The 15,349-nt window shown below is 56.3% G+C and carries 17 protein-coding genes; 13 read left to right on the top strand and 4 right to left on the bottom strand.

Annotated elements, in window-relative coordinates; translation table 11 throughout:
• Positions 1-7 precede the first annotated feature (7 nt).
• From NW805_RS01835 to NW805_RS01805, 7 genes are all read left to right on the top strand, one after another.
• Entirely contained in the window at positions 8-712 is a 705-nt protein-coding gene (locus tag NW805_RS01835; RefSeq protein ID WP_414421454.1) for a type III-B CRISPR module-associated Cmr3 family protein, read from the top strand.
• Positions 709-1,605, top strand: a complete 897-nt coding sequence (locus NW805_RS01830; RefSeq protein WP_414421453.1) for an RAMP superfamily CRISPR-associated protein — start codon at positions 709-711, stop codon at positions 1,603-1,605. The genes NW805_RS01835 and NW805_RS01830 overlap by 4 nt, the downstream gene beginning before the upstream one ends.
• Positions 1,606-2,010: 405 nt before the next feature.
• On the top strand, positions 2,011-2,583 hold the full coding sequence (locus NW805_RS01825) for a hypothetical protein (protein ID WP_414421452.1): 573 nt from the start codon (positions 2,011-2,013) through the stop codon (positions 2,581-2,583).
• Positions 2,541-3,512 carry a DUF3685 domain-containing protein gene (locus NW805_RS01820; RefSeq protein ID WP_414421451.1) on the top strand — a complete coding sequence of 324 codons (972 nt, stop codon included), beginning with the start codon at positions 2,541-2,543 and terminating at the stop codon, positions 3,510-3,512. The genes NW805_RS01825 and NW805_RS01820 overlap by 43 nt, the downstream gene beginning before the upstream one ends.
• Positions 3,513-3,807: 295 nt before the next feature.
• Positions 3,808-4,284: a ferrous iron transport protein A gene (locus NW805_RS01815; RefSeq protein WP_414421450.1), complete on the top strand. Its 477-nt coding sequence runs from the start codon at positions 3,808-3,810 to the stop codon at positions 4,282-4,284.
• On the top strand, positions 4,281-6,584 hold the full coding sequence (gene feoB, locus NW805_RS01810; protein ID WP_414421449.1) for a Fe(2+) transporter permease subunit FeoB: 2,304 nt from the start codon (positions 4,281-4,283) through the stop codon (positions 6,582-6,584). The genes NW805_RS01815 and feoB overlap by 4 nt, the downstream gene beginning before the upstream one ends.
• A 3-nt stretch (positions 6,585-6,587) precedes the next feature.
• Positions 6,588-6,812: a FeoC-like transcriptional regulator gene (locus tag NW805_RS01805; RefSeq protein WP_414421448.1), complete on the top strand. Its 225-nt coding sequence runs from the start codon at positions 6,588-6,590 to the stop codon at positions 6,810-6,812.
• A 111-nt stretch (positions 6,813-6,923) separates the two neighbouring features.
• Here the strand turns inward: NW805_RS01805 and NW805_RS01800 are convergent, their stop codons facing one another.
• From NW805_RS01800 to cobA, 3 genes are all read right to left on the bottom strand, one after another.
• The gene (locus NW805_RS01800) at positions 6,924-7,535 is read right to left on the bottom strand and encodes a DUF1614 domain-containing protein (RefSeq protein ID WP_414421447.1); all 612 of its coding nucleotides are present in this window, start codon (positions 7,533-7,535) and stop codon (positions 6,924-6,926) included.
• Positions 7,536-7,626: 91 nt separating this feature from the next.
• On the bottom strand, positions 7,627-8,451 hold the full coding sequence (menB, locus tag NW805_RS01795; RefSeq protein ID WP_011432215.1) for a 1,4-dihydroxy-2-naphthoyl-CoA synthase: 825 nt from the start codon (positions 8,449-8,451) through the stop codon (positions 7,627-7,629).
• A gap of 118 nt (positions 8,452-8,569) precedes the next feature.
• Complete coding sequence (gene cobA / locus NW805_RS01790; protein WP_414421446.1) at positions 8,570-10,072, bottom strand: uroporphyrinogen-III C-methyltransferase; 1,503 nt, start codon at positions 10,070-10,072, stop codon at positions 8,570-8,572.
• Between the two features lie 175 nt (positions 10,073-10,247).
• Here cobA and NW805_RS01785 point away from each other — a divergent pair, with 175 nt between their 5' ends.
• Positions 10,248-11,258, top strand: coding sequence for an ABC transporter substrate-binding protein (locus NW805_RS01785; RefSeq protein ID WP_414421445.1), 1,011 nt, complete (start codon positions 10,248-10,250; stop codon positions 11,256-11,258).
• On the opposite strand, the gene NW805_RS01780 is transcribed toward NW805_RS01785, so the two are convergent.
• Positions 11,255-11,788 carry a phycobilisome rod-core linker polypeptide gene (locus NW805_RS01780; RefSeq protein WP_414421444.1) on the bottom strand — a complete coding sequence of 178 codons (534 nt, stop codon included), beginning with the start codon at positions 11,786-11,788 and terminating at the stop codon, positions 11,255-11,257. The genes NW805_RS01785 and NW805_RS01780 overlap by 4 nt on opposite strands.
• 588 nt (positions 11,789-12,376) lie before the next feature.
• On the opposite strand from NW805_RS01780, the gene NW805_RS01775 reads away from it, so the two are divergent.
• The 5 genes from NW805_RS01775 (at position 12,377) to NW805_RS01755 (ending at position 15,270) form a co-directional block, all read left to right on the top strand.
• Positions 12,377-12,862: a 2Fe-2S iron-sulfur cluster-binding protein gene (locus NW805_RS01775; RefSeq protein WP_414421443.1), complete on the top strand. Its 486-nt coding sequence runs from the start codon at positions 12,377-12,379 to the stop codon at positions 12,860-12,862.
• Positions 12,863-13,104: 242 nt separating this feature from the next.
• Positions 13,105-13,785, top strand: a complete 681-nt coding sequence (locus tag NW805_RS01770) for a V4R domain-containing protein (RefSeq protein ID WP_011432222.1) — start codon at positions 13,105-13,107, stop codon at positions 13,783-13,785.
• Between the two features lie 59 nt (positions 13,786-13,844).
• On the top strand, positions 13,845-14,126 hold the full coding sequence (locus tag NW805_RS01765; RefSeq protein WP_414421442.1) for a hypothetical protein: 282 nt from the start codon (positions 13,845-13,847) through the stop codon (positions 14,124-14,126).
• 61 nt (positions 14,127-14,187) lie between these two features.
• Positions 14,188-14,775 (top strand): hypothetical protein, encoded by a 588-nt coding sequence (locus NW805_RS01760; RefSeq protein ID WP_414421441.1) that lies wholly within the window; start codon positions 14,188-14,190, stop codon positions 14,773-14,775.
• A gap of 24 nt (positions 14,776-14,799) precedes the next feature.
• Entirely contained in the window at positions 14,800-15,270 is a 471-nt protein-coding gene (locus NW805_RS01755) for a phycobilisome protein (protein WP_414421440.1), read from the top strand.
• Positions 15,271-15,349: the final 79 nt, after the last annotated feature.

Below are 15,349 nucleotides of genomic sequence, written 5' to 3'. Positions count from 1 at the left end.
GCCCCTGGTGCCTCCGCCTCTCAAAAAAGGGGAGTACATCAAAGGTCGTCCCTATCCCTGGATGCGGGCCTCGGCGCTGAGTGCCTATCTACAGGGATCCTTGCCCCAGGCCGACGACTTTCATGAGGATCCCTGGGATACCCAGGTACTACCTCACATCGACATCAAATCTGACACTCGCCAAGTGAAAGAGGAGGCGGGCTACTTTACCGAGGTGGCAACCCGGCTGCGGTGGGGATGGCGATTGGCGGCAGCCATCAGTGCTCGGATCCCGACCACCACCGTTCGCCTGGGGGGAGAGGGGCATCGCGCCTTGGTCACGCCTCTGGAAGATTGGGATCCCGGCATCGATTGGGAGCGGTTTCGGCAGGGGACGGGTCGGGTGGCTTATCTACTCACTCCGGGCTTAGCGCAGCCTGAAGCGGATCCCCGCATCTATCAGGCCTATCCCTCCCAGTGGCAGCCTTATCTGGCGGGATGCGCCACGGATCGGGCCTTGCTATGGGGTGGAATTTCTGCGGTTCGGCGACAGGGCAGTGAGCGATTAGACTTTGCGCTGCTACCTCAACGGGCTTTCATCCCCGCCGGCACAGTGTATCACTTCAAGGAGGATCCGCCACCGCCAAGGCAGCTTGTGGGTAACCCATGCGCCCAGTTGCAGACTTTTGCATCGTTGAATTACGGCACACTTTTGTGGGGGATTGTGAAATGATTCAACCTGACTTTCGCGTTGGCTATCTTTACAGCCTTGCCCCCATCCATTGCGGTGGAGAAGGCGACCTAGGCAACATCCTGGAAATTGCCCGTGAATCTCACACCAACTTTCCTTACATCCCAGGTTCTTCTTTGCGAGGAAGCCTGCGGAACGAGGTAACACTTCAAGATCCAACAATTGCCGATACTCTCTTTGGACGAGAACTCCAAAAAGATGGCCAAATGGGGGTTCACCAAGTCTGGTTTGGAGATGCCCGTTTATTGTGGGTGCCGATGCGCACCATGTCTCTAAAAGGATCCGATTCCGTTTTCTGTTGGGTAAGTTGTCATTCTCTACTGCGAGATCACGCCTTGCTGTGCCGTCAGCCTCTTCCAGTTCTGCCCAAAGCCCCTGTAGGAACAAAACCTGGCGTTTATGTTGTGGCAGACGCAGAAGTGCGTGTTGAGAAACTCCCTGAAGGGCAGACCTTCTCACTGGCCGGGGAATGGCCTACTGTTTTACAGGGGGATACCCAAAAAACCTGGAAACACAATCGGATCATTCTTCCCGACAGCGATTTCCAGATCTTGATGGAGCACTCCCTTTGGACGCAGATCCGTAACAAGATTCAGGAAGATCCTGAAGGAGCTAACCAAGTAGGCTCGGCAGAAGTGTTTTGGACAGATGTGTGCATCCCTCGTGACACGATTCTTTATTTTACTTGGGGATATAGCCCCCTGCCCTATCAGCAAGATCTCACCCAAGAACATGAGATTTTGATCAACATTCTTCAAGGTTTGTTCCAAGTAGGAGGACAAGCCAACGTTGGACGAGGCTGGGTTCAAGGATGGGTCTCCAATGCTTCTCCGCCCGCTCTACAAGCCAAATCTGAAAACACCGCAGGAGTTTAAGGATGTCGAAAAACAAGTACGCCAAGAGCTCTCCTAAGCCCGTTCCTCCAAATCCCAAATTGGAGAGCAAAGCTAACCAACCCGCCAATAGACAGATCCCCTGTTCCTACGTCGTCTGAGCGACAACCAACAGGCGTGCGCCCGGAGCATATCAGCCTGCTAGCCTATAAACACATCCAACAGTACATAAAATCTCAGGGGAAACAGTCTCTTTCTCAGGAAGATCTCAACGCAGTGCTCCGACTTTCCCAGCACCTGAGAGTTTTTGGCTTACTCTCGGCCATAGGATATGTTAACCAGTCCAATGCTCAAGAGGGTAAAGTAAGACAGAGAACAGTTCTTGTCTGGACTTCTTTATTGGGACAACTGGTTAACGAAAATAATTCCTTAGATTCCAGAGAATTAATGCAGCGGATCCAAACTTTGGCCAGCGACCAACCGGGGGATTTGCAAAATCTCTTGAGCGAACGGTTGCAACAGACCCAACCCCTGGTGAATTTGCTGGTGGTGGATTTGGAACCGGTGGACATTCCCCTGTGCCAATCCCTGCGCCGCCGTTACCCCCACCTGCCCATCCTCGCCCTGGGCCCCCCGGTGAGCCGGGATCAGCTTTTACAATTTCAACAACTGGGGCTAGCGGCGTATGTGGAACGGTACACCCCGGCGGCGACCCTCTGGCAATGGATGCAGGCCATTTTGGGGGGCTATTCCCCCTGGTTGCAACCGGCCATCCTCACCCCCCGCTGGCGTTCCGAGTTGTATACCCAGGGTTTGGCGCAAATTGAGACGGCCCTGGCGCAATGCCAGCAATGGGCCCAACGTCCCCGTCCCTGGCTGGCAACCCAGATCACCCGGGGGCGCATCCGGGAATTGCACGCCGCCCGCCGGTTGATCACCTGGCTGTGGCGACCGGGAGCCGTGTTGGCCCCCCCGCCGTGGCGACTCCCCCCCCTGCCCTCCCCAGTGGGGAACGATTGAGCCAGGTGCGGCAAAAATTCAACCAACCCCTGACCAACACCAGCAATCTATTATTGGAAACCGACCTGCTCCGGTTTGAAAAACAACGGGAACTGTGGAATACCATTCTCAATCGGTGGGAAGCCCTGCTGGCGGAATTGCTCGAAGCCCGCATCACCCCCGAGGCACTGACCCCCCGTTGCCCCGAGTTGGTGGAACGGCTGTGGCAGGAAGCCCTGACGGATTTTGTCGGACGTTATTACACCATTGACGGGCAGGATGTGATTGACATCCTCCTAGCACAACGGGACACGGTGCGCGCCCTGATTTTAGACAAAATTCCCCTGGTCAAGGACCTTTTTAGCTTTCATCTCTTTCAAACGCCCCTGGGCATTGATGGGGTCTTGTATGCGGCCAACAGCCAAATCGCCAGCGACCACGCCGCCATCCTCCTGGAAAATCTGGTGATCCAGGTCGCCAACGGGGTGGTGCAACCCCTGCTCAACTGCTTTCCCCACCATGAATCGGTGAAGCAACGGTTTTATCGCCGCAACCTGCTCTCTACCCGGGAAACCGAACGGCTCCGCAACCAACTTTCCCAACGCTACCGCTGGCAACGCTACTGGGACGAACCCCGGGCGATTTTTGAGAGTTGTTATCAACTTTTGCGTATCCAAGACCAGGCGATTGTCCTGTACCCGGTGTATGCGGGGCGCACGGCGGAACTGGCCCAACTCCGGGGCATTCCCTGGCTGGTCACCCTCTGGTTGGAGTTTCAAGATGCGGTGGCACCCATACTGCGGGCGGTGGCAAATTACATTGGCCGTACCAGTGCCTACCTGCTCACCCGGATCATTGGGCGGGGCTTGGGCTTGATTGGGCGGGGGATTTTGCAGGGTATTGGCAGTACATTGCAAAACAATCGCTCCCAAGAATCCTCCCAGTTATAATCCATCCCATCCGTAATATTTGATAACAATTTGGCGTCCTGAGCATTAAAACTTGCTTAAGGCAGGGGCGCCGTCGGGTTGCCTTTGTGTTTTAGTTTAATTGAATTGAGAATAATATTTATTATGTTCAGGTCTAAAGTTATTACAAACGCCACTAATAATCAAGGAGGTTCTGGTGCCACATTCAGGGAGTCAGCCGGGAAATAACGGTCAAAAACTGGGTTTTACCTATGTCAACGAGGCGGCAGTGAGCCGGGCTAAGCCGGGAATTGCTAGTGAAGGTAATTTGCAAATAATGCCCCTATCTCAAATGCGGGCAGGGGAACGGGTGCGGGTGGTGCGGGTGGATTGTGATGATGCCAATCCCCGGTTGGTGGGCATGGGCATCACCCAGGGGGCGGTGCTGACGGTGCTGAGCCATCTGGATTCCGGGTCGGTGCTGGTGGAATGTCAAGGTCAGCGGTGGGGGTTGGGGGCGGGTATGGCGGAACGGATTGGTGTCGAGCGATGGGAGGCGGCAATGCCCAGGATGACCTTGGGGGAGGCGACTATTGGCAGTCGGGTGCGGGTGGTGGGCTATGCGCCGGGAGCGGGGGATTACAAGCGGAAATTGCTGGGGATGGGCTTAACGCCGGGGACGATCCTGCAGGTGAAACGCCATGCGCCCTTGGGAGACCCGACGGAAATTGAGGTGCGGGGGTTTGCCCTGAGTCTGCGCAAAGGGGAAGCAGCGGCATTACAGGTAGTGCCTGTAGGGAGTGATGGGAAATGAGCAAGCAGACGATTGCTCTGGTGGGAAATCCCAACTGTGGGAAAACGACGTTATTTAATGCTTTGACGGGGGCGCGCCAACGGGTGGGGAAGTGGCCCGGGGTGACGGTGGAACGCAAGGAGGGCACCTACCGGGATCAGGGGCAAACGGTGACGGTGGTGGATTTGCCGGGGATTTATTCCCTGGATGTGGCAGCGGGGGGCACGGGGCTGGATGAACAGGTGGCACGGGATTACCTGCTCAGCGGTGAAGCCAACCTGGTGGTGAATATCCTGGATGCCAGCAATCTGGAGCGGAATCTTTACCTGACGACCCAGCTTTTGGAAATGGGGGTGCCGCTGGTAATTGCCCTGAACATGATGGATCAAGCGGAAGGGCGGGGGATACGGATTGACGTGGCTGGTTTGCAACAGCGGTTGGGCTGTCCGGTCGTGCCTTTGTGTGCCCATCGGGGGCGGGGGGTGGCAGAACTTAAGGCAGTCATCCGGCAGGCATTGACCCAGCCGCAGGGGGCGGGGGTGCGCCCTGTTTATCCCCCGCTGATAGAGCAGGCGTTTACCGAACTGTCCCACGAGGAAGGGCTGGGTTCCCCTTGGGCAGTGCTGTACTGGTTGCAATCGGCGGATAGGGCGAACGACTCACCGGCATTACCAAGCCGTTTCCAGCAGTACCGGCAGGAGATGCTCCAAACCCTGGGGGAAGAGATTGACCTATTGATTGCTGATGTCCGTTACACCTGGATTCGGGAGGTGGTGACGGCGACAGTTACTCTGCCTGGGCAGGTCAGCCAAACCATTTCGGAGCGGATTGACCGCTGGGTGTTGCACCGTTGGTTAGGAATTCCCATCTTCCTAGTGATTATGTATGTCATGTTTTTCATCGCTATTAACGTGGGGGGTGTGTTTATTGATTTTTTTGATATAGGGGTGGGCACGATTGCGGTGGACGGCACGGCGCATGTGTTGCAACAACTCCACGCTCCCGGCTGGCTGATTGGGCTGTTGGCAGATGGGGTGGGGGGTGGCATTCAGACAACGGCGACGTTTATTCCCCAAATTGGCTTGTTGTTTGTTTTGTTATCGGTGTTGGAGGATTCGGGGTATTTAGCGCGGGCGGCGTTTGTGATGGACCGGCTGATGCGGTGGATTGGCTTGCCAGGGAAGTCCTTTGTGCCGATGCTGGTGGGGTTTGGGTGCAATATCCCCGCCATTATGGCGACCCGTACCCTGGAAAATCGGCGGGATCGGTTGATGACGATTCTGATGAACCCGTTTATGTCCTGCGGGGCGCGGCTGTCCGTGTATGCCCTGTTTGGGGCGACGTTTTTTCCGAAAAATGCCCAAAATGTGGTGTTTCTGCTCTACCTGATTGGCATTGGGGCGGCGGTGTTTACGGGTTTGGTGATGAAAAGCACCCTGCTACAGGGGATAGCGGCTCCCTTCATTATGGAATTGCCGCCCTACCATTTGCCCACGCTCAAGGGGGTAGCCATCCACGCCTGGGGACGGTTGCAAGCGTTTATTACCAAAGCGGGGCGGATGATTATCGTGATGGTGATGATTTTGGGCTTGTTAAATTCGGTGGGAACGGATGGTTCCTTTGGGAAACAGGACAGTACCGATTCCCTGCTCAGTGCGGTTGGTCGGCAGATTACGCCAGTATTTGCACCGATGGGGGTGCGACCGGAGAATTGGCCAGCGACGGTGGGGCTGTTTACCGGGATGTTTGCCAAGGAGGTGATGGTGGGGACGATGAATTCCCTCTATGGGCAGTTGGCGCAGGCGGAAGCGGCAGAGGTTGGGGAACCACCGGCAGAGTTTGACCTGTGGGGGGGTCTCCAGGAAGCAGTGACCAGCATTCCCCAAAATTTTGCCGCCCTAGGGGAGCAGTTGCTGGACCCGCTGGGGATGGGGGTAGTCCGCAGGAGTGGGGATGAGGAGGCAGTGGCGGAGGAATTGGGGGTGCAGACGACTACCTTTGGTCAAATGGCTCTCCGTTTTGGCAGTACCACGGCGGCAATTGCGTTTCTGCTGTTTGTCCTGCTGTATTTCCCCTGTGTGTCGGCAACGGCGGCGATTTATCGGGAAACCAATCTGGGCTGGACGGTGTTTGTTGCTGGCTGGACAACCGGGCTAGCCTATTGGGTTGCCACCTTTTATTACCAGTTCATGACTTTTAATGAACACCCCGCACGTTCCCTGTTGTGGGTATTGGGACTCATGCTGGTACAGTTGGGGGTTTTGTGGGGATTGCGTGCCGTCAGTAGCCCCCGTTTGCGGCGGGTACCCTCCGGGAGGTAAGGGATGCTCTTGCAAGACCTACAACGTTATCTGCAAACGCACCGGCAAGTTTCGTTGACCAAATTATGTCAACACTGGCAAATGGATGCCGATGCCCTCCGTCCGATCCTGGATGTATTAATTCGCAAAGGGCGGGTGCGCCCCGTACACCAGCGGAAGTGTGGGGGCTGTCATTCCTGTTCGCCAACGGATTTAGAACTATATGAGTTGGTGGAAAAACCACCTTAATGGGGGATCAATTTTAGGGATAAGTCGTGTTGTTCAGAACGTTTTTCAGAATAAATTACGAGCCAACCGAATGTACCAATTAAGTGAATTGTTGGAATTTCTGAGTAATTTCTAAGTCAGCAAAACGGCGAATAAACCGCACAGCGCAATACCATCAAAAACCCCAGCCCCACCAATACTAAGAATGCCTGGAGTCATCCGCTCAATTTGGGGCAGGTGTAACAGGTCAGCCCCAATTAGTGTTCCCAATACACCACCAGCAAAGGCAATCGGTGCTGCCACAACATCAGACCCCGCCGTTAATAGCACAGAAGTCATCGCCGCCGTTAGGGGAGCAATCAAGGCATTCATTTGAATCCCAATCCCCGGCACCACCTGGGCAGAATAATAACTAACTATTGTCACCACAGCCGTGACAAGCACAATCAAAATTGGCGAAACACGGGTAAACTGATAAATGGCCAATAGGGTTGGAATCAGACCACCCCCGACATTCAACGCCACAATCGTTTTCTGTTCAATTCGCCTTAAGGGAATACCCCAAAAGAAGCGCATCGTCCACAATCGATCCAAATCAGGTACCATAGCTACTTTGGAAACTCTCTCATAAAGGGGGATATTAATCGTACTCCCAATAATTACTAGGGTCAGCAGCACAAGAGATAGGTTAGGAGAAAATCCGAGCTTTGCAACAGCAACTTGAACCGCATCTAGGGTAACCACCAACCAGAGAAACGGGAAGGCTAAGAGCAGGAGTAAAAAGAGTAGATAGGCAGTCGCTTCCCTTCGGGGAAGTGGAATTAATGGAAACTATCTAAGGTAGCCAGGGAAACTGGCGAAAGTTAGGTGGGCGCTTTTCCAAAAAGGCGCGTTTGCCCTCAGCAGCTTCTTCGGTCATGTAGAACAGCAACGTCGCATCTCCGGCCAGCTCCTGCAGCCCCACCTGCCCATCGCAGTCGGCGTTGAAGGCGGCTTTGAGGCAGCGGATGGCCAAGGGGCTGTGCTGGAGAATCTCTTGCGCCCAGCGGATCCCTTCAGCTTCCAGCTCTTCCACCGGCACCACGGCATTGACCAGACCCATCTCTAGGGCTTGGGCTGCGGTGTATTGGCGGCAGAGGAACCAAATCTCGCGGGCTTTTTTTTGCCCCACCACCCGCGCTAGGTAGGCGGCCCCAAAGCCCCCATCGAAGCTGCCTACTCTGGGGCCGGTTTGCCCAAAGATGGCGTTGTCGGCGGCAATGGTCAGGTCGCAGATGAGGTGCAAAACATGGCCACCCCCGATGGCGTAGCCTGCCACCAGGGCAATCACCACCTTGGGCAAAGAGCGGATGATGCGCTGCAGATCCAGCACATTGAGACGAGGGATCCCGGCCTCATCCAGGTAACCGGCCTCGCCCCGTACGCTTTGATCCCCGCCGGCGCAGAAGGCATACTTCCCATCGGTATGGGGCCCGGCGCCTGTTAAGAGCACTACTCCAATCCTGGGATCCTCTCGCACATCGGCAAACGCATCAATCAGCTCGGCAATGGTCTTGGGGCGGAAGGCGTTGCGCTTGTGGGGACGGTTGATGGTGATCTTGGCAATGCCATCCGTTTTTTCGTAAAGAATGTCTTCGTAGAGCTTGGCCGTCTGCCACATGGTGTCTGGGTGTATCTGCTTGGGATGCCGGGCCAGGAGAGTTCCGTTTGGCTGATGGGGGCTCACTATGAGGAGCACCTGGGTACTCTGCACCGCTACCGCGAACGGCCTGAAAAGGCTAGGTAGAACGGTTGGTCGCTTGGATGAGGGCTTCCACCAATCCTTCCAAAGTATACTCCTGGGCTGCGATGTCCACTCGACCAAATGCAGCCTTGCAGGTTGCGGCCGTCTTGGGGCCAATGGCGGCAATCTGCACGGGTGGATCCCAGATCTCAGGGCCTAGCCCTGCCTGCTGGATCAAGTGGGCAAAATGCTGTACTGTCTTGGAGCTGGCAAAGGTGAGGATGTCCACCTGGTGGGCTTTAAGAGCTTCCAGGACCTGGGGATCCGCTGCTGCTGGACAGGCGGACTGATAGGCGGCCACCTCCACCACCTCTGCTCCTCGCTGCCGCAACCCCTGTACCAGCTCCTCCCGCCCTCCTGACTCAACGCGGGGAAAGAGGATGCGCTGCCCCTGCACTGGCTGCGGCCAAATGGGTAGCAGGGCTTCGGCCACAAACTCGGAGGGCATCAGATCCGGGCGAATGCCGTACTGGGCCAGCACGGAAGCGGTTTTGGATCCCACCACCGCCACTTGCAGGGAGTGGAGTGCTCGGCTATCTCGCCCCTGCCGCTGCAGCCGCTCAAAGAAAGCCTGCACTCCATTGGCAGAGGTCAGCAGCAGCCAGTCGAATTGTTCCAGGTTGGCAATGGCTGTATCCAAGGGATCCCAGCTCGTGGGCGGCTGGATCACCAGGGTCGGCATCTCCAGCACCCGCGCCCCCTGGGCCTGCAGCAACTCACAAAAAGCTGGCGATTGCCCCTCGGAACGGGTAACCAGCACCGTCTTGCCTGCCAAAGGAGCCGGTGGCGGCAAGGGTGGGATCCCCGGCAAAAAGTCCTGCCGCAGCCGCACCACCTCCCCAACCACCAGTAGGCCCGGCAACTTTGCCTGACTCTCCCCCTGCTGCAGCTCGGCCAAGGTGCCCACCCACACCTGCTGCTCTGCTTGCCCCGCCCCCCAGATCAAGGCCACCGGTCGGTCTGCCGGGATCCCAGACTCCACCAGCCGTGCGCCAATGTGCTGTCGCTGCCGGGATCCCATCAAAATCACCAAAGTATCCAACTGGGCCAGGGCGCTCCAGGGCAAGGCCTCTAGATCGTGGGCAGTCAGCACGGCAAAAACGCGGCTTAAGTGCTTATCGGTCAGGGGGATCCCTGCCCAGAGGGGGCCAGCCAGGGCCGACGACAACCCCGGCCAAATCTCAAAGGGACAGCCCGCCTCCCTAAGGGCTTGGATCTCCTCGCGAGCGCGGCCAAAGATCAAGGGATCCCCTGACTTGAGGTGAACCACCTGTTTGCCTTCTCGGCAGCGCTGGATGAGCCAGTGGATGCCCTCCTGGAGGCTTCCTGGCCCAGAGCGTCGCCACACCTGCGCCTGCGGCGGCAACTCTGCCAACAAGCGCTCATCCACCAGCTCGTCGATCCAGATAGCCTCAGCCTGCCGTAGGATCTCCAGTGCTCCCTGCGTCAGGCCCGCCCGCCCGCCCAGCCCTGCCCCCACTAGATACACCTTGCCCATGCCCTACCCCTTGGAATGTCGATCTTGCCCCTTGTAAGAAGGGGATCCCGCTTGCTTTGCAAATATAAATCGAAGACGCCTCCCAACAGCTCCTCTTCCAAGGGGTGGCCAGCCTGAGGAAAAACTGGTCTACTTGCGAGATACTGAAAGCGTGGCCGCCTGAGGATCCCTGCCTATGTCCGGTGTAACTCCAGAGCCTTGGCCGCGGCGGCGTTTTTTGGCCAGTGGAGCTGCTCTGCTAGCAGTAGGAGCGGGCTCCCGCCCCTCTTCGGCCAGATCCGGGCCCTTGCGACTGGTCACCAACTGGTACGCCCAGGCCGAACACGGCGGCTTTTACCAAGCCCTGGCCACCGGCATCTACGCCGACTACGGTCTGCAGGTGGAAATCCGCATGGGGGGAACGGCGGTTAACGTGCTGCAACTGCTAGCCGGGGGAGCGGCAGATTTTGTGCTCGGCGGCAGCCCCGACGCTCTGGCGGCTCTGCAAGCTGGGATCCCTGTTCTCACCGTGGCCGCCTTTTTCCAGAAGGATCCCCAGTGTCTCTTGGCCCATCCAGGGGTGGGCATCGAGCGCCTGGAAGACCTGCGGGGCAAGCCCATCTGGGTGTCACCGGGGGCCAACCTCACCTACTGGCCTTTTTTGCGGGCCAAATTTGGCTTTACCGACGAGCAGAAGCGCCCCTACAACCTCAGCCTCACGCCCTTCTTGCTGGACAAGTCTTCTGCCCAGCAGGGCTATGTGACCTCCGAGCCCTTCCGCGTGCGCCAGGAGGGGGGCTTTGATCCCGTCGTTTTTCTGCTGGCCGACTACGGCTATTCCCCCTACGCCACCACCCTGGAGACCACCCGCCCCTTTGCCGAACAGCACCCGGAGCAGGTGCGAAAATTTGTAGCTGCCTCCATCCAGGGCTGGCAGAGCTACCTAGAGGATCCCCGCCCCGGCAATCGCCTCATCCGCCAAGACAACCCCAACATGAGCGAGGCCCTCCTGGCCTACGCCCACCAAGCCCTAAAAGACTACGGCCTTCTCACCAGTGGAGATGCCGCCACGCTGGGGATCGGCGCCATGACCCACCAGCGCTGGCAAACCTACTTTCAGGAGATGGTGGCCCTGGGGATCGGCGCAGCGGGTCTGGAGGTTCGCCAAGCCTATACCCTCGACTTCCTCCCCGGCCCCACTGCCTAAGGGATCCCCACTTCCATCGCCGCCAAACTGTGCAAAAGCGGGGATCCCTGTATCCCCAGCCCGTGGCGCCGGTGCATTTGGTTTGTCAGCAAGTAGGCCAAAGGTGGGTGGCCGCTCAGCCGTTGGCGGGGGTGGGGCAGATGGTCGTTGCCGAACTGGTGGCGGTACTCCTCCGAGTCGATAAAGGCATTGACCATGGCCTGAAAGCCGTGATGCACCAGAATATCGTGGTAGGTGGCCACCTCAGCTTTGCTGGCCGGGGCCCGTCCCAAAAAGTGCTTGAAGCCCTGCTCTACACAGCGGGTGTTGCAGCCGGCACTGAAAAACAGCCGCTGATAAAGACAGGATCCCCCGATTTGACGAACCAAACGTTTGATCCCAATCCGCCCGCGGAGAAAGTCCTGCTCGATTTTCTCCAGTTCTCCCGCTTTCTCGTGCTGGTAGGGCTGGCGTTCCAAAAGCTGCTGATAGGCGGCCCGCAACAGGTTTTGCAACGTTTGCGGATCCTGCCGGCGCTGGCGCGATTCCATAACCCTAGCTCCCAATCGACGAAGCCAACAAAAACAGAAAAGATCGATTTACAGACAAAATGGGGGACTACTTTAAAGAAATTATGAAGGGAATAGCAAATGGCTCGATACGCTTTTACGGCGGACTTCAGCACATCCCTCTGCAACAAAACTGCCAACAAAAGACTATGAAGAGCCTACTTGAGATTTACCTTGACGATAGAACAACCGACGTAGATCCGCGATAAATATTTACAAAAGGATTGTCGTTGGCTCTGATTTACGTGATTTCACTTTGTGGCTTTCTGGGCGATAAAAAGATTCCGTGTTTATCCGTAGTTAAGGATTATGACATTTTCATCCAAGATGACCTCATCCAAATCCAAAATAAAGTAAAGAATATAGCCTTCCCCAGAGTTGCTTGTGCGGGACTCATCATCTGAGGTGACCTACATTTAACTTTAATCGACTGGGAAATCAGGTGTTGCCGTAGACCTGCAGAAGGACTGCAGGGAAGGGAGTTAATTGTTGTGATTTGTTTGCGTTGCTTTTGCAGTAGATCTTGCCCGCCGGGGTTTCTTGCCTGCCCTTAGCGTTTGGATCCCATCTATGGTTAAACAAATCCGGCTAGAGCCTTTATCTCGCGTCTCAGAGGTCGATACCTACAGCAATCTTCTGTCGGCTATTTTGTCGGAGGAGCTGCATGTCTCGCGGGAATGTAGTGGTCGCGGCATCTGTGCCACCTGTCATGTTTACGTGAAAGAGGGGATGGATAGTCTCACCCCCATCACCCCCCGCGAAGCAAAAACTCTGGAAGTGATCACCAGCGCCCGCAGCAATTCTCGTCTGGCCTGCCAGGCCAGGGTGGTTTCCGATGGCGTGGTGGTGGAGCTGCCGCCGGGGATGTACGTGAACTCGCTGAGGGATATCGAAGTGCTCATCGGTCGGCGGGCCGAACAAGACCTGCTGCACCCACGGACGGGGAGGGTTTTGGTGGAGCAGGGCAAGATCATCACTCGCTCTACCGTTAAGCAGCTAGAAAATGAAGATTTCCGCATCATCGGCAGTACACTTGCCCAAACTCGGGAAGTTTGATGGATTGTCGATGTTCAGGGATCCCTTGAGCTCGGCAGGTGTTGTTTTATAAACAATCAAACAAGAGTTGAACAATGTTGGATCCCTCGAATAGCCGACTAAGTTTATCAAATGTTTAGCTATTCATTTCATTGGCTCATTGGCCCATTTGCATCGTCTGACTCGATTATCGATCCCTTAAATCCCACCGAATCCTGTTGCATCGCGATCTAGACTCATCTGTTTTTTGTCAGGAGAGCGCCATGGCCACCACATCTCGACCGGATCCCCGTCCTGCAGTCACCATGCCTGTGGGCCGCGACAAGCATGCCCACTACAGTTACCGCGATTTCTTCCGCTTCAACCGAGATCAGGGCACGATCATCGACTGGAACAACACGCAAAATCTCCTGCTCAGCGAAGACTTTATTGTGGGCTTGCAAACAGGCCTGGAACGGGAAGTGGGAGATGCTTCGGCGGCGGTGATGTACACCATTGGCAGAGATTGGGGCATCCGCGATGCCAAGCACTTCTCCGAGTGGTACGAGCGGGAGTATGGGATTGGCGTAAAACAGTCCAACCTTTTGTTTTTGCTGGAGACTTGGTGGTGGCCTTTTACGGCTCAGGGCTGGGGCAAGTGGGAGGTGGAAACCGAATCCAAACAAAAAGGCTTCCTGTTTATCAACTTGTTTGACTCGATGGTGGCTCGCACCCTTGGGGATGTGGGCAAGCCGGTTTGTCATCTCTATGCCGGGCTATTTGCCGGGTTTTTCACCGCTATGACTTCCCGCGAGCTGGCCTGCATCGAGATCCAGTGCTACGCCATGGGGGAAACCTACTGCAAGTTCCTGTTGGGCGGGCAAGAACGCATTGATGCCGCCAATTTTTGGATCACCGAAGGGGCCAGCGCCCGCGAGATCGAGCAGCGTTTGCACCAGTTGTGAGGCTTGCTTGTGGCTTTTGAAGGCTCTCTGGGATCCCTCGACACTTTGGAGAAACGCCCATGGTCACCTTCAACTTAGACACCGATCTGGACTTAACCCAGCCCCTGGCGGTCTTTTTGCAGGGGTTGAACTGGGATAACCGACCCCCGGCCAAGGCTCCCTTTGCTCAAGAGCCGCCGCCGCAGTCCCCCATGCTCTTTGCCCAATCGGTGGGACAGTTTTTTGCCGGCTTCAATTGGTCGGGCATCCGCCCACGCTCAGAGCCGCTGCCGGAATTGCCAGCGGAGGATCCCTTTACTCTTGAGGATTTTGCCGCTTTGTTTGGCGGAGCTTTGCTCTAGCTCTGGTTTGTTCAGGGATCTCGGTTTTGTTTTGCCCTCTGTTTTTAAGGAGACTTCACCCATGGATGACCTTCACTCTTGGCCGGAGCGCATTGCCGATCGAGAAGGGGGTTACCTAACACCCGACGATCTGCAAGACCTGATTCGTTACTCGCTCTCTTTTGAAGAACGGCTGGAGCTCTACCAAGTCTTACAACAGCAAGAGCTGACCTGGATCCAAAAGGTTTTGCAACAGCAGGGGCCAACCCCCGTCGCGACAGCGTTGCCCAGCAGCAATCCCGCCAGAGAGGGGGCAGAACCTTCTCTAACCCCGGCTCAGCGCCTCTTGGCTCGTCAATTGGCCTTTTGCTTGCGCTCCCTGGGCCTGAGCCTGTTGATAGGGGATCCCACCCCTGTGCAGCAGGTAACTCTTGGTGCGATGGAACAGTACCTAGGGTTGCCGCAAGCGCTCGCTCAGCTACGGGCAGTGGTTCAGGGATCCCTGCCGGCGGATCAGCAGGGTTTGCTTGCCCCCTACTGGCAAGAGCTACAAGCTGTCTGCGCCACTTCTCAGGCCCAATCTCCTTCCCCTTCTTCTTCTGAGATGGAGGTTGACCTGCCCACAGTTCCGCCGGAGAGGGCTCTCACCTTGGCGGAAATGTTTGTGTGAAGCCCACTGAAGGAGGCTCTATCTATGAATTCAAGGGTTGCCGAGCTGATGCAACAAAGCGAAGGCCGCTATCTGCGCCCAGATGAGTTGAAAACTCTACACGCCTACGTGGAAGGGATCCCGAAGCGGGTCCGCCTTTACCAGGTTCTGCAGGCCAAAGAACAAGAGCTGCTGGATCGGGTGATGGAGAAGTTTCAGCCGATGATGCCGAATTTAATCCGCCAGCATGGTCACCTGGCCTGGGAGCGCTGCCGCCGGGATCTGAGCATGGTGTGGCGCTACTGCTGCATGGCCATGCTGCTCAACGACGAAGACTACCTGAGGGATAAATTGCTCTACTGGCTGGAGACGATCCTGAAATCCTTCAAGATGCGCGACCACTGCCAGCCCGCCTACAAGTTGATGCTCGACTCCCTGACCCACATCTTTGGAGCAGAAGAGAGCGAAATGATCCGCCCTTATCTGCTTTTGGCCAAATCCATGCTGGTTAACTGAGTCCATTCGCCCTCAATGGATTCCCTAGTTTTGCCAATCCACCGGACATTCATCCCTTCACTCCAAAAGGCCAAGTTCC

Origin of the sequence: Synechococcus sp. W60.1 (assembly GCF_047461575.1) — a bacterium.
Taxonomy (GTDB): Bacteria; Cyanobacteriota; Cyanobacteriia; order Thermostichales; family Thermostichaceae; genus Thermostichus.
The sequence above is the reverse complement of the archived record's forward strand: the minus strand, read 5'-3'. Positions and strand labels throughout refer to the sequence as shown.